Genomic DNA, 19280 nt, shown 5'->3' with positions numbered 1-19280 from the left:
GCGGCTCATTCCGAGGAGGCTGTGGCGGCCGGCCGCGCCGGCCTTTTCGGCGCGCCCTGAAGCTGGGTTCGGGTCACGGGATGCGGCACGGCCGACGCCGGCTCGGCGACACGGACGGGCGCAGGCTTTGCGCGGACGGGCCGAGCACCGGCCGGTCCGGTCCGCCCCGGCTCTCCGGCCCGGATGATGCCCCAGGGTCCGGCATTGGCCGAAGGCGACGGAGATCCCGAGCCGGCTCGGCTTGCGCGCTGCGTCCGTGGCAGCTCCGCGCGCGGCACCGGCGCCGAGGCGGGGACGGCCTCGGGAGGCGCGTCCAGCCGGGACATGGCGACGGCGGGCTCGGCCTTCGCACTGACGGCGAGCGTCAACGCGGGTTCGACGACGAGAGCGACCGGCGCAGGCGATGCGACTTCCAACGGAGCTGCGTGCACCGCTCGCTCCTCAGGCAAGTCCACGAGGGCCGGAGCGATGACAGCAGCGGCCTCGCGTCGAGCATCGATCGTATCGTCGGCCAGCCTGTGAAGCATATGGCTCGGCAGCAGGAACCCCGCCGCCGTCAAGGCGACGGCTACGCTCCGGCCAAGCCCGGCCTTCATGGCGTGAGTCGGGGCCGGCAGCGCGCTGGCGGCCCGCCAAGCCAGGTCGACGCCAGCCACCGCAATGAATGCCGCAAGACCGAGGCTGCCGCCGACCATCGGCAGAACCGTCGAAGCCTGGACCAGAACCACGGTGAGGGTCAGCGCGGCCACGATCGGCTGCAGCGCGCCGGACAGCCGCTGCGGCGACGACATGCCGAGAAAACATCCCGCATAATAGGCATCGACCAGACAGCGTTCGTCGGACCAAAGCCCCTGCATGATTGCCATTCCGGCAAACGCCAGGGTGGCCGAGACGAAGGTGCGGGCCGCCCGCCCCGACTCTGCAACATGCGAAAGGCGTTGCATCAAGAGTGTCAGGACCGTTCCGGTGAAACAGGCTGCAAGAATCGCCAGCGAGCCGCCAAGCTCCCGGTCGAACTGATTCAGGTGCGCCAGATGGAGTGTTTCGCCGTGCCCGGCGAGCCAGGGTCCGAGGCTGACGAACAGCAGCGATCCGAGCGCAGCCAGCACGCCCAAGCGTCCGCCATAGCCCTGCAACAGCACGATACGCTGCCGGATTTCGATCGCGGTGAAAATGCAGAACAGCAGGCCGCAGAAGACCGACAGCAGATAAAGTGACGCCTCCTGCGGCAGTCCGGTGCGAACGACGCTTTCGCTGAGCAGTCCGATCGGCGTCATGCCGCTGAAACTGCCGCCATAGACCGAGGACGAGAATGTGGTGGCTGCAAGATTATCGGGAGACGTCGTCACCAGACCTGCGCACAGCACGACCGTCACCGCCGCCGAGGCGAACGCGGGTGACAGGCCCAACGCGCTCAGATGCAACGTCGCGAGGCAGCCGAGACAAGCGCCCGCAAAGGACACGAGAAGCGCGACGGAGAAATCGAAACGCCGCGGCTGAGGACGCGGCTCGAACAGGACCGGCAGGCCTGTTCGCCATGGCGCGCAATCAGAGGCCTGCTGCATCTGCGAACCACCCCCATGTGGATCGACCGGGCTTCTCATCCCGTCCTGACCACCGGACGAGCCCCCCTAAGCACCGCACGGTGCACGATGAAGTGGAAACATGGCGAAACGCGTGCGGAGGTGTGGCGGTGGCGGGTTATCGCCTCAAAAAGGCTTGGCGTCTGCCGTCAGGGGGCCGCCGAGGTCGACGGGTCGGGCCTCCACTCCGGTGCAGGCTGCACATCCTGGCGAGCCATGATGCGCGGGCGCGGGGACGCGTGCGGGACCACCCGCGCCTGGCTGCGCTTGGGCAGCATCGTCGGCACCGTGGCCACCTGGCCATAGCGGACGACGCGCCGCTGCGGCTCCGAGGACATCGGCGCAGGCGCGGCCGGACTTTGCTCGCTGGATCGGCGCGCCGGGGACGGCTCTCCGCCGTCCGGCCGCAGGATCTGCATGGGAAGCTCTGGCACCGGCGCGTTGACCGGCTTCTCGCCGGGCACGCCGCCGTCGCCTCTTGCCTCGTCGGCCGGCGCCGTCTGCCGCACCGGCGCAACCGGCTTTGCCACCGACAGCGTCGAAGCTGCCGGCTGCTCGCGCGGCTGCTCGAACAGCAGCTCGCTCGACAGCAGCACCGCGACGATGGCCAGGGTGGCGAGAAGACCGCGCGACCACGCGATCATGGTCTGCCGCGGCGATTCTCCGGCCTCGACGAACAGCCGCACGCCGGCGTCGACGAACATCACCGAGACGAAGGCGACGTAGCCGAGGCTGCCGCCGACCGCGGGAAGGATCGGGTATGTGAAGATCACGAGAGCCGTGAGCAGCACCGCCGCCGCCATCGCCTGCGGCAGGCTGCGCAGCCGGCGCGACGACGACATGCCGAGAAAGCAGCCGGCGAAATAGGCATCGAGCTCGGGGGCGTTGCCGGGGACGAATTGCAGCAGCAGGACCAGGCCGACGAACGCCACCGTCGCCGCGACGACGATGCGCACCGCACGCCGCGATCCTGCGACGGGGGCCCAGCGCAGCGCCGCCATGGTCGCCAGCATGCCCGCCGTGCACAGCAGGAAGGTGATCGCCGCTGCGCCGAGCCCGAGCTCCGGCACGGGCCGGCGTGCGATCGGAAACAGCTCGCCGTCGGCGCCCAGCAGCGGCGCCAAGCCGACGAACAGGAAGGATGCGACGGCCGCGAGCGCGCCCAGCCGTCCGCCATAGCCGCGGGCCAGCCCCCCGCGCAGCCACATGTCGAGCGCACATCCGAGACAGAACATCAGGCCGGTGAACAGCGACAGCAGGGTGAAGGCGGCATCGAGCGGCAGACCAGCGCGGATCACGCTCGCGTTCAACAGCGCCACCGGCGTCATGCCGACGAAGCTGCCACCATAGGCCGATGAGAAGAACGTGCTCGGCACCAGATCCGCGGTGCGCGTCAGGATCAGCGACGCACAGAGCAGCAGCGCGGCAGCTGCGGACGCGACCTGCGGCGACAGACCGGATGCGCTGAGATGCAGGGTCATCAGGCAGCCGAGGAAGGCGGCAATGAAGGAGGCCAGCGGCGGGCAGCCGAGCTGAAACAGCTCAGAGCCGTAAAAGGGCATCGGCCGGCTCAGCTGCCGTGTGCGCCACATGTGTGGATCGAACGCACGCTGCGCCTGTGAGCCACGCGACCGATGTCCCGCCGTCCCGCGATTCATGTCCAACACCTCATCGGGCGCAACCCTGGGCCCGCTCCGCCTCCGATACCTGCGGCGGTTGTACACACGCTGCATCCCTGCAATTGCGTGCATTCGATTCATGCACCGCAATGCAGCGTTGTGGAAGTATCTGGTTCCATCACGCGGTCGAAAGTCTTCCGTAACCTTAATCGGGGTAACGTCTCCAATATATCAATGGGATAGCCCTTTGCGAGGCGACCGCGGGCCCGACTTGCGATCCGCGTTGGTTAACGCCACCATGGCCCATGCTCACGCCCACGTTGCATACTGCTCGCCTGCTGTTGCGCCCGCTCGCGCTCAGCGACGCGCCCGCGATCCAGCGCCACTTCAATAACTGGAACATCATCCGTACCCTCGCCACCGTCGTGCCCTGGCCGTATCCGAACGACGGCGCCGAGACCTTCGTCAGGCTGCAACTCGACAAGATCGCGGCCGGCGAGGAGATCCATCAATGGGTGCTGGTGCTGCGGGGCGGCGACGGCACGGCGATCGGCAACATCCACTTCCGGCCGCGCGTCGAGTCCCGCAAAGGCCAGCGCGGCTTCTGGCTCGCGGAGCCCTATTGGAATCAGGGACTGATGACCGAGGCGATCGCGGCGGTGAACGACTTTGCCTTCGGTCCGCTCGGGCTCGATGCGTTCTATGTCTGCAACGTCGCGAGCAACGTCGCCTCGCGCCGGGTGAAACAGAAGACCGGCGCCGAATTCTCCGGCTTCATCGACCTCGCGCATCACACGGGTGAGACCCGATCGGAGCGATGGATCGTGCGGCGGGAGACCTGGCTGCGCTACCGGGGCTCGCAGCAGCCTCCCGCCTGAGATCGTCAGGCGCCGGCCATCACGTCGATCACCGCCTGCGCGAAGGCGTGTGGCGCCTCCTGTGGTAGATTATGTCCGATGCCGCCGATGATCAGCCGGTGCTCGTAGCGGCCGGCGAACTTCTTGGCATAGCTCTCGGGCGCAGGATGCGGCGCACCGTTGGCGTCGCCCTCCATCGTGATCGTCGGCACCGAGACGTCCGGAAATGTCGCCAGCTTCGCCTCGAGCGCATCATACTTCGCCTCGCCCTGCGTGAGGCCGAGCCGCCAGCGATAATTGTGCACGACGATGTCGACGTGATCGGGATTGTCGAAGGCTGCCGCACTGCGGGCGAAGGTGGCGTCGTCGAACGTCCATTTCGGCGAGGCCGTCTGCCAGATCAGCTTCGCGAAATCGTGCCGGTTCTTGTCATAGCCCTCGCGGCCGCGCTCGGTGGCGAAATAGAACTGATACCACCATTGCAGCTCGGCGGCCGGCGGCAGCGGCATGCGGCCGGCCTGCTGGCTGCCGATCAGATAGCCGCTCACGGAGACCATCGCCCTGCAGCGCTCCGGCCACAGCGCGGCGATGATGTTGGCGGTGCGCGCGCCCCAGTCATAGCCGGCGAGCGTCGCTGATTTGATCCCCAGCGCATCCATCAGCGCGACGATATCGGCGGCGACCGCGACCGGCTGGCCGCTGCGCAAGGCGATCGGCGACAGCAGCCGCGTCGTGCCGTAGCCGCGCAAATGCGGAATGATGACGCGATGACCGGATGCGGCCAGCGCCGGCGCGACGTCGGCGAAGCTGTGGATGTCATAGGGCCAGCCATGCAGCAGGATCACGACCGGGCCATCGGCGGGACCTGCCTCGGCATAGCCGATGTTGACGTCACCGGCGACGACCTGCTTGATCGGCCCCAGCGTCGTGGCGGTGCCCGGCCTGATCGCGGGCAGCTTCGATGCAGCCTTGAAGGTCTCGGCCTTCGCGGCATCGGAACCGAGCTGAAAGGCGGCGATGGCGGTTCCAGCCAAGCTCAGGAAATGGCGGCGGCTGTGCTGAAGGACGGTCGGCATGACGAAGCTCCTGGTTCGGATATGCCGGCCTCTTGTGCGCGGTGTGAGCAGGATGCGCTTGGAGAGGGCTTTGATTTTTCCTTGAGACCAGCTTGATTTTGCGTGAGGAGAAGGGGACCGGTTTCCGCGGCAGCGATGGCGGCGCATGTGGTGTATTGCTTCGACGATTTCGTACTCGACGCCGGCCGCCGCGAGCTGCGCCGTGGCAGCAATCTGATCGCGCTGGAACCGCAGGTGTTCGACCTGCTGACATTCCTCATCAGGAGCCGTGACCGCGTCGTCAGCCGCGACGAGATCCTCGCCGAGATATGGGGCGGCCGCATCGTCTCCGAGGCGACGCTGGCGAGCCGCATCAGCGCAGCACGGAGCGCCATCGGCGACAGCGGCGAGGCACAGCGCCTGATCCGCACCATCCCGCGCAAGGGCATCCGCTTCACGGGCGAGGTCAGCGAGCAGGCCGAGGCCGAGCGGACGCCGACCGCCGCGGCTGCGACGTCGGTCGACGGCCCCGCCATCGCGGTGCTGCCCTTCACCAACATGAGCAGCGATGCCGCGCAGGACTACTTCGCCGACGGCATGGTCGAGGACATCATCACGGCGCTGTCCCGCTGCAGCGGGCTCGCCGTGATCGCCCGCAACTCGTCGTTCACCTACAAGGGCAAGGCGGTCGACATCCGTGAGGTCGGACGCGAGCTCGGCGTCGGCTACGTGCTCGAAGGCAGCGTGCAGCGTGCCGGCGCGCGCCTGCGCATCAGCGGCCAGCTGATCGACGCTCGCTCCGGTGCGCATCTGTGGGCCGACCGATTCGATGGCGAGGTCAGCGACATGTTCGCGCTGCAGGACCGCATTACCGAAAGCGTGGTGGCTGCCATCGAGCCGACCCTGGAGCTCGCCGAGAGCGCGCGGCGCCGCGCGCTGCCGCGCCCCGACGCCTATGATCTCGTGCTGCGCGCCGCCAGCCTGCGCGACGCCTTCACTCCGGAAAGTCTCAAGGCGGCGCTCGGCTGTCTCGACGAAGCGCTGGCGATCGATCCCGGCTATGTGCCGGCGATGGCCGCGAGCGCCTATTGCCAGGCGCTACGCCATTTCCAGGGCTGGAGCGATCCGGGCGAGACCTATCGCGAGACGGCCGTCGCGTTGGCGTGGCAGGCGAGCGAGCGCGCCCCCGGAGATGCACAGGTGCTGTGGATGGCGGCGTTCGCGATCTGGAACATGGCCGACGACATCGCGCCTGCGCGCGAGCTGTTCCAGCGCTCGCTCGCCATCAATCCGAATTCGGCGATGGCGCTCACCATGAGCGGCTGGATCGAGGCCATGGCCGGGCGCCCAGCCGAGGGGCGGGCGATGATCGAACGCGCCTTGCGGCTCAATCCGCGCGATCCGCGCGGCTGGTTCGCGGCCGGCGCCATGGCGATTTGCGCCGTGACCAGCGGCGACCTGGCAGAGGCCATCGCCTGGGCCGAGAAGGCGCTCAGTCAAAACCGCCGATTTGCCGTGGCGCTGCGGGTCCTGATCGTCGCCTGGGTCGGAATCGGAGAGATGGATCGGGCCGCCGACATCGCGCGCCAGCTCCTGAGCGTGGAGCCTCATCTCACGGTGACGGGCTTCTTGAACCGCATCCCGTTCCCCGTGCGCTCCATGGCTACAACCTATGCGGAAGCGCTTCGCGCAGCAGGCGTACCCGCTTAGACCGATAACGTGCAGAACAGCGCGATTGCGGCTGGAAATCGTATCATTTCAGCAAAGTCGCGAAACTTGGTCGCACCCCATTCACACTACCTTAGGTTCCAACCCGTAGTTTCGCGGACGTCTTCTGGAGGCTGAATTCGCGGAGGTGGGAAGGGGAACCGATGAAGAAATTTCTTCTCAAATTTTATGAGGATGAATCGGGTGCGACCGCCATCGAATACGGCTTGATCGCTGCCGGCATTGCGCTCGCGATCATCACAATCCTCAACCAGCTCGGACTGACGATCGAGGGCATCTTTACGACGTTGACGACCAAATTGAACGGCGGCTGATCGAAGCACTTCGTCTGGATGGCGTTCTCAGGACCGGAGCAATCCGGTCGCCATGGTCGGACGGGCCGGGCCTTCGGGTCCGGCCTTTGCTTGTCTGGCCCCTCCTGGTCTCAACGACCGTTCCCGGACTCAATGGGCCATGCTGCGCCCGGCTTCCTCGCAGGCGCTCATGCAGCGGCGGCAGGATTCGGCGCAGACGCGGCAATGCGCATGCATGCGAGCGTGCTTCTCGCATTCCTCGGCGCAGAACCGGCAGGCCGCCGCACAGGCGTCGAGCATGCGCCGGATCATCTCCTGATCCGATCCGGTGCGCCGAGTCGCCATACGGCCCGTGATGGTGCACACATCGGCGCAGTCGAGGTTGAGACGGATGCATTGCGTCAGCTTGGCGACATTGTCCTCGGCGAGACAGGCATCGGCGCAGGACGTGCAAGTCTGCGCGCAGGAATAGCACTCCTCGATGCAGCGCACGAGCGCGTCATCGACCTGGCCGCGGACATGCGGATGGGTTTCGATCATCTGTTGGGCGTGCATGGCAAACTCCGAGAGCTGGCCCCCTCCGGGTCAATGATGATCCGCCGAGGAGGTTCTTAAATCGGAGCCCTGCTTGGAAGCCGCGATCTCATCCGGAACGGTTCGCCGGCGAAGCAGTTGTCCTTGCGCATGCCGGGTGACAACCGGCCACAATGGGGAACGGCGGACGCAGCTGATTTTGCCGGTTTCTGGCTGCGACATCAACGTATCGGTACGCGCTGACGCCTAACCTGTTCCCGGCATGCATCCTTCGTCTTCGGCGCGATCCGGTGCCCGGCAGCTCAACTGCCGTGACAGCAGCTGCCGCCGCCTGCCGCTCCCGCCGGCGTGTCCGCACTGAGCACGCTCTTCGCGTTGCGCTCCGGAGGAATGTCGAAGCCGGCGTTGGCGGCGAAGAAGCCGACCGGCTTGAGCATGAAGCCGGCATATTCGACCGGCATCACCGGAAAATCCTCCGGCTTGCACACATGGGTGTGCCCGAACGAATGCCAGACCACGATGTCGGCGTTCTCGATGGTGCGGTTCTGCTGGATATAGCGCGGCAGGCCGTCACCGCCGGCATGCACGTTCGGATAGTCGCCGCTGGCGTACTTCTCAGCCGGATCAAAAGCGGTGACCCAGACGTGCCTCGTGGCGAAGCCGCCGCGACTGCGCACGAAGCTGCCCTCCTGCGCCAGCATCAGCGGGCTCGGATTGACCACGAGCTTGTAGCCGGGCGAGGCGCCGACGGAGTTCTTGACGTTGGGATTGGAGATCTTCCAGTAGCGGCCGGTCTCGCCATTGGCGATGCGCGCGGCGTCGCGCTCGCGCGACAGCACGCGGCTCGTCGTATCGAATGCGTTGCCGTGCGGGTTGTCGCGCCCCCACGGACGCGGCACGAATTCGTGCTCGCTGACCGTGTTGCCGCCGCCGTCGATGTCCATGTGCAGGCGTACGTTGAAGAAGTGCTGATGCGTCGGACCGCCGAGATCGTCGTCGACCATGCCGCCCCAGGGATAGGTCGCACCCGGCGCAATCGCCGCCGTCTGGATGATTCCGGTGAGCTTGCATTCGAGCTGGATGGTGCCGTCCTGGTACAGGTACCAGTAGAAGCCGTAATCGTAGTTGCCGACGGTGGCGAAGAAGCTGATGACGAGACGGCGCGAGCGCCGCACCTCGAACAGACCGTTGCGGAACTCGTAATGCTTCCAGAGGATGCCGTAATCCTCCTCATGCATGCAGATCGCGTTCTTCATGACGAACGGCTCGCCCTTGCTGTCGGCGGCCGGCACGTCGAAATAGTGGATGTTGCCGAGGCAGTCGCAGCCGAGCTCGAGCGCGTTCGCCAGCATGCCGAGGCCGTATTCGCCGGCGTCGAACGCCGACTTCCAGAAGTGGTTGGCGGTCGGATCGGCGTAGGGCACCACCATCTCGGTGACGCTGGCGCGATGGATGATCGCCCGCTTGCGCGCGCCGTCCTGATAGGACAGCTGATGCAGAACGAGACCTTCGCGCGGCGTGAAGCCGACGCGGAAGCTCCATTTCTGCCAATCGACCTTCCATCCGTCGACGGTGAAGCTCGGCCCCTGGGGCTGCTCGATGTTGAGCGGCTTGATATCGGCGCGTGGGGCCGTCATTTCATGGGCGCCGTAGTTGCGCTTCTTGCGGGGGATCGGAATGACCGGATCCGCGTCGGTGAGATCGATGACCTTGCCGGCGATCAGGTCGACCACCGCGACGACGCCTTCGATCGGGTGGGCATAGCCGTTGTCCTGCGGATGCTCGCGGAAGAAGCTGACGGCGCGGACGATGCGGGCGCCGCGCTCGAACGGCAGGTCGAAAAAGCCGGACGAGAACGGATCGACCTGCACCAGCTCGATGTCCTTGTCCGTGAGACCGCGCCGGTGCATCGCCTTGCGCCAGCCGGGATCGGCCTTCACCGCCGCCTCGCAGCGGAAGAACTCCTCCAGCATCACGGGCGGTTGGCCATAGGGCGCCTCTTGGTTGGGCACCGGCTTGCGGGAGACGATGCTCGGCCTGCCGAGATCGACGACATGCTCGACCGACTCGCCATTTTGAATGTCGAGCGAGACCACGAACGCCCTGCGCGGCAGCGCCTGCCCGCCGTCAAGGGCCGCAAGCTCGGCCTTCGTCGGCTCCTCGAGCCGCACGATCGGGAAGCGGCAGCTGTCCGCCGCCACGGCGCCTGCGCGTACCAGATTGCAGGCGGCGGCGATCTCTTCGGAGGTCAGCGGGTCGAGCGGGTGGACGGCGGCGATTGCCGGAGCTGCAGCGATGTCCTGCACGATGATTCTCCCTCGATCTGGTCGGTCCGTCTCGAAGGGGCAGGAGAGTACGCGTCCGACCGCGGCTTGTCTGGCCGCGAGACTGCCAATCAGACGCAGGACAGCGTTATCGAAATCGGGCAAAATCGACGTCTGCCGGTGCGACCGGCGGCCGGCCGGCGTGCATCTTGCACGGCGGTCTCATCAGATGACGCCGTGATGCCATGAGCTTGACGCCGACGCATAGCGAGGCCGCGTGCCCGGGCCTGGTGCAGACGACCAGCGCCGACGTCGACGAGCATTGCGCGCAGCTCGGTGGCTGGCGTCTGACCTATGACCAGATCAGCGCCGGCGCTTTCCGCGGCAGCTTCACCCAATTGTCGCTGCCGCAGCTCGATATCTTCCACGAAGTGACGAGCCAACAGGTGCGGCAGCATGGCGAACTCGGGCGCGACTGCTGCGGCCTGGCCGTGCCCTGCAGCGGCGAGGGCCCGGTGAATGTCAACGGCACGAGCATTCCGCAGGACGCGCTGATCGTTTCCTTCGATGCCGAGGTCGACATCTGCACACCGCGCGGCTTCACGTTGCGCGGCGTGACCTTGTCGGCCAGTCTCGTCGACGAGATCGCAAGCCAGCTGGCGATCGAGCTGCCGCGCGATCTGCGACATCGCATGCGCGCGATGTCCGCACCGGCGGATGCGCTGGCGCGCTTCCGCACCGCGCTGACGACGATCGACAGGCTGTGCGGCACGCAGACGGAGCCGAGGCAGAGTGCAGCGCTCGGCGACATGCTTCAAGACGGGCTGCTGCTGGCGATCACCGATCTGTTGTCGGATGCGCGGCCCTGCGACGACACCCGCAGCAGCGCCGCACGCAAGCGGATCGTCGATCGGGCCTGCGAGCTGATGCTGGCATCGTCAGACCAGCCCATCGCGTTGCTCGACATCTGCAAGGCGGTCGGCGCCAGCCGCCGCAAGCTCAGCTACTGCTTCCAGGACGTGCTCGGCACCAGTCCCCTCACCTATTGGCGCGCGGTGCGCCTCAACCGCGTGCGGCGCGAGCTGAAGGCTGCTCACGATCCGCGCGACGGAATTTACGACATCGCCGTGCGCCACGGCTTCTGGCACTTCAGTCAGTTCTCGCTCGACTACAAGCGCCATTTCGCAGAACTGCCATCCGAAACCCTGCGGCGCGCGCGTATGGACGCATCATCCGAGTTGAGGCACAACACCTTGCGTCACTGACGTGCGGCGCGAGCTGCCGAACGAGAAGGGCGCGCGAACAAGTCGCCCGATGATGCGGAGGAAACATGCTGATCCCGATCGCGGATGTGCCGCGCTGGTACGCCGAGCGCAAACCGAAAGACAGCATCGCGGTTCAGCACGGACCTGATGCGCTGACCTGGGAGCAGCTCGAGCGCCGCGCCAATGCGCGCGCCCGTGCCTTCATCGCCAAGGGCGTCAAGCCCGGCGACTTCGTCGCCATCGGCCTGCCGAACGGGAATGCGCTGTTCGAGACCAGTTTTGCAGTTTGGAAATGTGGCGCGACGCCGACATCGCTGTCCTGGCGCCTGCCGCGGGGCGAGGCCGCCGCGGTGCTGGAGATCCTTCAGCCGTCACTCGTGGTCGGCGGCGAAGCCGATTGGAACGCGCCGAATGCGTTGCCGGCCGGCTTCACGCCGGAGGGATTTTCGGACGCACCGCTCACAGCTCCGGTTTCTCGCTATTGGAAGGCGATGACCTCGGGCGGCTCGACCGGCCGGCCCAAGGTGATCCTCGATCATCAGCCCGCGGTGACCGACACGGCGGCCGAGCCGCCGCTGGGAATTCCGAAGGGAGCCTCGCTGCTCAATCCCGGACCGCTGTATCACAACGCGCCGTTCATCGTGTCGCACTACGCCCTGTTCGCCGGCGGCACGCTGACGGGCATGGTGAAGTTCGACGCCGAGGAGACGCTGCGGCTGATCCAGGCGCAGCGCATCCAGTGGGTCAACTTCGTGCCGACCATGATGCACCGGATCTGGGCGCTGCCGGATGCGGTGCGCAACAGCTACGACGTGTCGAGCCTGAAGATGGTGTTCCACATGGCCGCGCCGATGCCGGCATGGCTCAAGGAGAAGTGGATCGAATGGCTCGGCCCCGAGCGCGTCTATGAGCTCTATGGCGGCACCGAGCGGCAGGGCCGGACCATCATCTCCGGCACCGAATGGCTGCAGCACCGGGGTTCGGTCGGCAGGATCGATGAATCCTGCAAGCTGCGCATCTTGGGCCCCGACGGCAACGATGTCGCGCCGGGGGAAAGCGGCGAGATCTACTTCCTGCCTGCCGATGGTCCGGGCAGCACCTATCATTATCTCGGCGCCGAGCCGAAGCGGCGCGCCGACGGCTGGGAGTCGCTCGGCGACATCGGCCGGCTCGATGCCGACGGCTATCTCTATCTCGGCGATCGCCTTGCCGACATGATCCTGCGCGGCGGCGCCAACATCTATCCGGCCGAGGTCGAGGCGGCGCTGATGGCGCATCCCGACATCCGCTCCTGCGTCGTGGTCGGCCTGCCCGATCCCGAGCTCGGCCAGCGCGTGCATGCGATCGTGGAGATCGACCGGGCCAAGGACGCCCAGGCGATCGTCGACGGCATGGGCGCGTTCCTGACCGAGCGGCTCAGCCGCTACAAGCATCCGGAGAGCTATGAGCTGGTCGACATGATGCTGCGCGACGATTCCGGCAAGGTCCGCCGGACCCTGCTGCGCGACGAGCGCGCCGCCTGGATCAAGGAGGGACGGGATTTTCGTCTGCTGCCGACCAGGGGGCGGCCGGCCGCGGAGTGAGGCCCGCGAGAATTTTTCGAACGTTTACGATGCTGGCATAGACTCCGCTTGGGGGTAAGGAGTGTCCGCGCCATGATCTCGAGACGACGGTTTCTACGCACCGCGGCCACGGCGGCGGCCCTGCCCGTGGTGCGGATTCCGGAGGCACGGGCCGAGCTGCGCACCATCCTCAACGACGCCAGCCGGCTCAATCCGACGCCCGTCGCCAAGCATGTTGTGATCAAGAAGCCGGCCACCGACGAGTTGATCGCGCGCCTCCGCGCCGAGCTGAAGGAGGCGGCGGCCGCGAGACGCCCGGTGACGGCGGCCGTCGCCCGGCATTCGATGGGCGGCCAGAGCCTGGCGCGCGACGGCACCGCCGTCACGCTCGACGGCGGCGCGATCGAGCTCGACACCGCGGCACGAACCTATCGCACTGCCGCCGGCAACCGCTGGTGGGACGTGATCGCCACGCTCGACGCCAAGGGCTTCTCACCAGCGGTGATGCAGTCGAACAGCGATTTCGGCGTCGGCAGCACGTTCTGCGTCAATGCCCATGGCTGGCCGGTGCCGTACGGCCCGTTCGGCTCGACAGTGAAGTCGATCCGCATGCTGCTCGCCGACGGCACGCTGGTGCAATGCTCGCGCACCGAGAATGCCGAGTTGTTCGGCCTGGCGATGGGCGGCTATGGCCTGTTCGGGATCATCGTCGATCTCGAAGTCGAGATGGTGCCCAACCTCCTGCTCGAACCGCGCTTCGAGCGCATGACGCCGGACAGGTTCGCCGAGCGTTTCATGCGCAGCGTCGACGGCGACGCCAATGTGAAGATGGCCTATGGCCGGATGTCGGTGTCGCGCAAGGCGTTCTTCGACGACGCGCTGCTCGTCACCTTCCGGCCGGCTCCCGATGCGCCGACGACGCTGCCTGCGGTGACGAACTCGGGCAAGCTCACGGGCGTCGCCAATACGATCTATCGCGCGCAGACCGGATGGGAGGTCGCCAAGGGCCTGCGCTGGTTCATGGAGACGCAGCTCGGCCCGGCCATCTCCGACGGTCGATACACCCGCAATTCGCTGATGGCCGAGCCGGTCGCCAACCTGGCGCAGAAGGACATGCACCGGACCGACATCCTGCATGAATATTTCGTGGCGCCCGAGCGCTTCGGCGAGTTCCTCACCGCATGCCGCGAGATCATTCCGAAGGCACGCGCCGAGTTCCTCAACGTCACCTTGCGCTACGTTGCCGAGGACAAGACGCCCGTGCTCAGCATCGCGCCGGTGCGACGGATCGCGGCGGTGATGTCGTTCTCGCAGTCGACCTCGCCCGAGGGCGAGATCGACATGATGCGCACGACGGAAGCCCTGATCGACCGCATCACCGCGATTGGCGGCGCGTTCTATCTGCCCTATCGTCTGCACGCCCGCCGCGACCAGGTCGAGAAGGCCTATCCCGCCGTGGCGCGTTTCGTCGCGGCGAAGCGCCAGTATGACCCGAACCTGTTGTTCCGCAACGCGATGTGGGACGCTTATTTCGCATGACCCCATCAGCCGACGGCTTCTCATTGGACCGCTATCGCATCGCCGCGCTCGCCCTCGCCGCGGCGCTGTTGTTCGCGGCCGCCACGGACTACATCCCCGCCTTCATCGATGCGCAGGGACGCGTGTTCGGTCTGTTCCAGCTCGACATCTACAAGGACGCCCTGCACGTCGCCTCCGGCCTCTGGGCGCTGGCCTCGACGCTGTCGCGCCGCAGCGCCGTGTTCTTCCTGCGCGTGTTCGGCACGCTGTATTTCCTCGACGGCGTCATGGGCGTGTTCACCGGCGCGGGCTATCTCGATCTCTCGATCGTCATCGACGGCATCCGCAACACCTCACTCCTGGTGAAGGTGCTCTCCAGCCTGCCGCATCTGGCGCTCGGCGCGCTCGGCATCGCGGTCGGCTGGTCACCCTGGGGGGCGAGACCCGTCACAGCATGAGCCTGCGCCGCAAAATCCTCTATCTGACCGGCGCGCTGGCGGCCGCTGCGGCGATCGGCATCGCCGCGACGGTGATCAGCGTCGAGACGGTCTGCACCGCCGACGTCCCGACACCGGTAGTGACGTCGCAGTTCGGCATCACCGATCCCGGCTATGTGAGGTCGCAAGGCGACAGCTTCCTCACCTTTCCCGAATGGTACATCGTGCACGCCTACAGCGATCTCGCCGGCGTGACGGGGCAGACCTCCGAGTCGGACTTCCGCTATCTGTCGAGCATCGCCGGGTTCTGGCGCAGCCTGTGCCGGGCCACGCGGCAGGCCGCAGGCTCGGGGCCGGCGACCTCGGACCAGAAGCTGACGAACTACATCATCGGCTTCAGCTTCACCGCCGAAATGGCGCTGCAGGGCGCCTATGAGAAGAGCATCGGCGCGCTCACCGAGGAGACGACCGACGGCGTCAAGACCGCCGAGGACGCCTTCAATCTCGCTCTGCTGAAGGACTACGCGGGATTTCTCTATCAGACCCCCTGGTATCGCTACCCCTTCGCCGCCAAGCTCGACCAGTTCTGGCGCGACACACCGTTCGTGCCGTCGGCGCGCTCGGTGGAACGGCGGTTCTCGCTCAGCCTGCAATATGCCGGCCGCGCGGCCTATGCGGCGGTCATCGGCTATGCGGCCGGCTATGATCCCGCGGTCCTGACGATCCGGAGCGTGGTGACGGGCCTGCCCGCCGCCGAGCTCGCGGCGATGCCGGGCGTGAAGGTGATCCGGGAGGTGAGCGACGTGAAGGGCACCAAGGGCGTGCTGGTCGAGACCGCGCGCTACGCCAAGTTCGATGCGTTCGCGAGAGAGCTCGGGCGCCACCGCGGCGCCGCGCTCGCCGAAGTGGCCGGCAACCACCAGATCCTGGTCACGATCGTGGTCCCGCCGGGCGACGGACGGCTGGCAGCCTTCGACGGATTGCCTATATTCAGCATCCCGATCCAGTCCCGTCCCGGAGCCCGCCGCATTGGCGTCGATGTGCCGGTGCGGTCGCTGGTTCAGGACATCGCCCGTTTCGAAGCTGCCGGATACGATTTCGAGCATGCCTACGACTACTGACCGGCTCCCATTGTCGACCGCCCTGCCCCTGCGGGGCCTGCTGGCGGTCGCCTTCGCATGGTTCGCAGGCATGGCGGCCATGGCGCTGGTCATCAGGCCCGACGCGGTGGTCGTGTTCGGACCCGCGGACCGCATGATCCCGGCGGTCGTTGCATCCGATGGAGCCTTGCTCGACGCCGGGCGTTTCCACGTCGCGGCGAGAACGGGAACAGCGACGGTGGGCAGCCTCTACGCGGCCGGCGCGTGGCTGGTCTGGCCGATCATGGGCAGGGGTTGCGGCCGCAGCTAGCGCCGAATGCGCCGGTCCTCTCCGCGCGATTGCCGAGGCCTCGGAACTGGCGCCGACGCTCAAAGATGTTAAGCTCGCGTTGACGCTGTGGCGAAGACGCGAAAATCACGCGACACGAAGCAAGAGCCTGGTCGATGCCCCCCGGTTTTCGACAGGGCAGGAGAAAGCAATGCCTTCTTTGACCGAATGGAAAGTGCCGTTCGCCTTCCAGCCTCGCGCCGAAGACTATCAATACGATCTCGATCAAGCGTTGGCCTCGATCGTGGGCCTGCACGCGATCATTCCGCCGGATGCCTTCAGCGCGGAAACGCTGGGCACCGAGCGGGCCGGCAATGCAGTGGTCATCGACGACGGGCTGGTGCTGACCATCGGCTATCTGATCACCGAGGCGGAGTCGGTCTGGCTGCACCTCAATGACGGGCGCGTGGTCGAGGGCCATGTGCTCGGCTTCGATTTTGCCACCGGCTTCGGTCTCGTGCAGGCGCTCGGCCCGCTCGACCTGCCGGCACTCCCGCTCGGGTCTTCGGCGGCCACCAAGATCGGCGACCAGGTCGTGCTCGGCGGCGCCGGCGGCCGGACGCGATCGGTTGCGAGCCAGATCGTCGCGAAGCAGGAGTTCGCCGGCTATTGGGAATACCTGCTCGACGAGGCCATCTTCACCCATCCCGCACACCCCAATTGGGGCGGCACCGGACTGCTGTCCGCCAAGGGCGAGCTGATCGGCATCGGCTCGCTGCAGCTCGAGCGTGAGCGCGACAACAAGGCCGAGCACGTCAACATGATCGTGCCGATCGATCTGTTGAAGCCGATCATCGACGATCTCAGGCGCTTCGGCCGCGTCAACAAGCCGGCCCGGCCCTGGCTCGGCATGTACGCGACCGAGGTCGACGACCGCGTCGTGGTGATCGGCGTCTCCAACAACGGGCCCGCCGCGCGCGCCGAGCTGAAGGCGGGCGATATCATCCTCGGCATCGACGGCGACAAGGTCACGACCCAGAGCGGGTTCTATCGCAAGCTCTGGGCGCTCGGCGAAGCCGGCGTCGACGTGCCGCTGACGGTCCACCACGAGGGCGTCACCTTCGACGTCACGGTGGCGTCGACCGATCGCGCCAAGCTCTTGAAGGCGCCGCGGCTGCATTGAGCAGGACGCTGAGCTCGGCTCAGGCGATGACGTGCCAGGCTGCCGCGACCTGGTCGTGCAGCTGCGCATCGCTCGGCAGCTGCGAAGCCGCCGTCGGATCGAACCCAGGATGCGTCTGGGAGTAGGTCGCCATCGCCTGCACCAGCTGCGAGACGTGCGTATCCAGCTCCAGGCCCCCCGCCTTGATCTCCTGCAGCTGATAGGAGCCGCCGAGGAACCAATCGGCCACGGTGACCTGTTGATGGCTGCCGAGAATGTCGATCTCCAGGTCGTTGCCCGATTTGACGAACCAGAAACTGTCGGCGGTGTAGGCGGTCCCGAAATCGAGCGTGCCGGTCGGCTTGGACAGCGAGGCGATGCCGTTGATGATGACGTCGTTGCCGTCGCCCGGCGCGTACAGATAGGTCGCGCCGACACCGCCGACCAGGATGTTGTCGCCGGCCCCGCCCTTCAGCACGTCGCTGCCCAGGCCCCCGATCAAGAGGTCGTCATTGGCGGTACCGAGCAGCATGTCGTTGCCGCCGCCTGCGATCAGGAGTGCGCCGTCGGTGGCTGCGATCATCGCGCCCGACACGGGATCGATCGTCACGATCGTCGAGGCATCGCTCAGCGCGGCGCTGAGCCAATCAAGATTGTCGGTCTTGCCGCCCCAGAGCACGCTGATCGCCATGTCGATCAGGCCGGCATCCTCGCCGTCGAAGCCGGCGACGGCGTCGATCAAGGCCGTCTTGCCGAGGATGTCGACCGTCGACCCCGTGTCGGTGCGCGACCACAGATCGGACGACAGGTCCGCGACCAGCAGGTTGTTCGCAATATCCTGATACAGGATGCCGTGCTCGTGGCCGATCACGCCCGGCGTTGGCGAGGTCACCTCGTCGTGGTTCTGCGCCAGGAGCGCCGAATACTCCACCACGATCTCGGCCAGCGCCTTCTCGACGCCGCCGTTCTTCAGATAGGACGCCGCCGTCGCCGCGCTGAAGCTGTTGCCGAGCACGTCGCCGCCGTTGAACAGCGCCTGCACGGCGCTGTTGCCATAGCCGCTCGCGTCGGTGACGGTCGAATAGGCGATCATGTCCTTCATCTTGTCGGATGGCGCGCCTTCACCGCCTACGCCCGCCGCCGGGATGCCGAGGGCCGAGGCGATCGCGTCATCCTCGAGCGGCGCCAGCAGCACGGCGGCCGCCTTCTTCCAGTCCTGCGCATCGTTGTCGCTGGCCCATTGCATCATGGTCAGCAGCGCGATCGAATGCAGGCTGACCGGATCGAGCCCGAGATCGGTCCCCGCGCCGAGCACCGTCTTCTGCTCGGACGAGATGCCGATCGCCGCATGCGCGATCGCCAGCGCTCCGGCGATCGGCCCGAGTTGCAGCAGCGCGAGCGGTGCTTCCAGCACGGGGGCCGCGGCGCGCACATATTGCAGCACCTCGCCGGACACGGAGACCATGTGGATGTCGTTGAAGCGATCGACGGGATGAGAGGTCAGTGCACCCCAGAAGCCGTGCAGCTGGTCGTAGCGGACTTCGGCCGCGAACTCGAACGGCATCGCGTCATACGCATAGGCCACCTTGTCGTTCAGCGCCGCAATGTAGCCGGCAAGTCCGCCACCCAGCGAATGGCCGGTGAGCGACACGTTCGACGTCGTCGCCCACGTCTTGTAGTAGGCCTCGGCATCGGGAAACTGAGTCGGCCAGCCGACAAGCCCCGCGCCGCCGAGCCAGCCGGGAACGTCCGCGATCGTGTCGGTGCCGCGATAGGAGATGATTCGCGTCGACGGATCGCCGGCGAGCTGATAGGTCGCGGCCTCGAAATTGTCCGCTGCCGCAGCCACGCTGCCTGCCACCAGCTCATAGCTGCCGATGCGATTGAAGTTGACCGCGAGCGTCGGATTGACACCCCTGTTGTAGACGTCCATGGCGAGCACGGCGTTGATCAACGCGGCCGACGGCGACTTGCTCATGATGCGGATCCCCCCTTGCAGCCGGTCGGCAATTTCGTCCGCGCACCGTGCTCCATT

16 protein-coding genes are annotated in these 19280 nt (G+C 66.7%); 10 read left to right on the top strand and 6 right to left on the bottom strand.

The genetic code is table 11. The annotated features are described in order from the left end of the window. Positions 1-5 precede the first annotated feature (5 nt). A complete protein-coding gene (locus QX108_RS28785; protein WP_315799624.1) occupies positions 6-1604 on the bottom strand; it encodes a hypothetical protein in 1599 nt (532 codons plus the stop codon). Positions 1605-1732: 128 nt separating this feature from the next. Further along, the gene (locus QX108_RS28780) at positions 1733-3145 is read right to left on the bottom strand and encodes a hypothetical protein (RefSeq protein ID WP_315783948.1); all 1413 of its coding nucleotides are present in this window, start codon (positions 3143-3145) and stop codon (positions 1733-1735) included. Between the two features lie 362 nt (positions 3146-3507). Between QX108_RS28780 and QX108_RS28775 the strand changes: the two genes are divergently transcribed. Continuing rightward, positions 3508-4080: a GNAT family N-acetyltransferase gene (locus QX108_RS28775; protein ID WP_315783946.1), complete on the top strand. Its 573-nt coding sequence runs from the start codon at positions 3508-3510 to the stop codon at positions 4078-4080. Positions 4081-4085: 5 nt separating this feature from the next. On the opposite strand, the gene QX108_RS28770 is transcribed toward QX108_RS28775, so the two are convergent. Then, complete coding sequence (locus QX108_RS28770) at positions 4086-5135, bottom strand: alpha/beta hydrolase (RefSeq protein WP_315783944.1); 1050 nt, start codon at positions 5133-5135, stop codon at positions 4086-4088. 135 nt (positions 5136-5270) lie between these two features. On the opposite strand from QX108_RS28770, the gene QX108_RS28765 reads away from it, so the two are divergent. Together QX108_RS28765 and QX108_RS28760 are read left to right on the top strand one after the other, a co-directional pair. After that, the gene (locus QX108_RS28765; RefSeq protein ID WP_315783942.1) at positions 5271-6824 is read left to right on the top strand and encodes a winged helix-turn-helix domain-containing tetratricopeptide repeat protein; all 1554 of its coding nucleotides are present in this window, start codon (positions 5271-5273) and stop codon (positions 6822-6824) included. Positions 6825-6985: 161 nt separating this feature from the next. After that, positions 6986-7156 carry a Flp family type IVb pilin gene (locus QX108_RS28760; protein WP_315722087.1) on the top strand — a complete coding sequence of 57 codons (171 nt, stop codon included), beginning with the start codon at positions 6986-6988 and terminating at the stop codon, positions 7154-7156. Positions 7157-7285: 129 nt separating this feature from the next. Here the strand turns inward: QX108_RS28760 and QX108_RS28755 are convergent, their stop codons facing one another. Both QX108_RS28755 and QX108_RS28750 read right to left on the bottom strand, forming a co-directional pair. Further along, positions 7286-7690, bottom strand: coding sequence for a four-helix bundle copper-binding protein (locus tag QX108_RS28755; RefSeq protein WP_315783940.1), 405 nt, complete (start codon positions 7688-7690; stop codon positions 7286-7288). A gap of 281 nt (positions 7691-7971) precedes the next feature. Next, positions 7972-9975 (bottom strand): primary-amine oxidase, encoded by a 2004-nt coding sequence (locus tag QX108_RS28750; protein WP_315783938.1) that lies wholly within the window; start codon positions 9973-9975, stop codon positions 7972-7974. A 203-nt stretch (positions 9976-10178) separates the two neighbouring features. Between QX108_RS28750 and QX108_RS28745 the strand changes: the two genes are divergently transcribed. The 7 genes from QX108_RS28745 (at position 10179) to QX108_RS28715 (ending at position 17266) form a co-directional block, all read left to right on the top strand. Then, complete coding sequence (locus tag QX108_RS28745; RefSeq protein ID WP_315783936.1) at positions 10179-11198, top strand: helix-turn-helix domain-containing protein; 1020 nt, start codon at positions 10179-10181, stop codon at positions 11196-11198. Between the two features lie 65 nt (positions 11199-11263). Next, the gene (locus QX108_RS28740) at positions 11264-12781 is read left to right on the top strand and encodes an AMP-binding protein (RefSeq protein WP_315783934.1); all 1518 of its coding nucleotides are present in this window, start codon (positions 11264-11266) and stop codon (positions 12779-12781) included. A gap of 72 nt (positions 12782-12853) precedes the next feature. Beyond that, the gene (locus tag QX108_RS28735; RefSeq protein WP_315783932.1) at positions 12854-14299 is read left to right on the top strand and encodes an FAD-binding oxidoreductase; all 1446 of its coding nucleotides are present in this window, start codon (positions 12854-12856) and stop codon (positions 14297-14299) included. Beyond that, positions 14296-14736: a DUF4383 domain-containing protein gene (locus QX108_RS28730; RefSeq protein ID WP_315783930.1), complete on the top strand. Its 441-nt coding sequence runs from the start codon at positions 14296-14298 to the stop codon at positions 14734-14736. Before QX108_RS28735 ends, QX108_RS28730 begins: the two co-directional genes overlap by 4 nt. Further along, positions 14733-15836, top strand: a complete 1104-nt coding sequence (locus tag QX108_RS28725; protein ID WP_315783929.1) for a hypothetical protein — start codon at positions 14733-14735, stop codon at positions 15834-15836. Before QX108_RS28730 ends, QX108_RS28725 begins: the two co-directional genes overlap by 4 nt. Beyond that, positions 15820-16125: a hypothetical protein gene (locus tag QX108_RS28720; RefSeq protein ID WP_315722095.1), complete on the top strand. Its 306-nt coding sequence runs from the start codon at positions 15820-15822 to the stop codon at positions 16123-16125. Before QX108_RS28725 ends, QX108_RS28720 begins: the two co-directional genes overlap by 17 nt. A 169-nt stretch (positions 16126-16294) precedes the next feature. Then, positions 16295-17266, top strand: coding sequence for a S1C family serine protease (locus QX108_RS28715; RefSeq protein ID WP_315783927.1), 972 nt, complete (start codon positions 16295-16297; stop codon positions 17264-17266). A 19-nt stretch (positions 17267-17285) separates the two neighbouring features. On the opposite strand, the gene QX108_RS28710 is transcribed toward QX108_RS28715, so the two are convergent. Further along, on the bottom strand, positions 17286-19223 hold the full coding sequence (locus tag QX108_RS28710; RefSeq protein WP_315783925.1) for an Mbeg1-like protein: 1938 nt from the start codon (positions 19221-19223) through the stop codon (positions 17286-17288). Between the last annotated feature and the right edge of the window lie 57 nt (positions 19224-19280).

It is taken from the genome of Bradyrhizobium sp. SZCCHNR1002, from assembly GCF_032381435.1.
GTDB lineage: Bacteria > Pseudomonadota > Alphaproteobacteria > Rhizobiales > Xanthobacteraceae > Bradyrhizobium > Bradyrhizobium aeschynomenes.
Note: the sequence above shows the minus strand (reverse complement) of the source record. Positions and strands in the feature narration are given on the sequence as shown.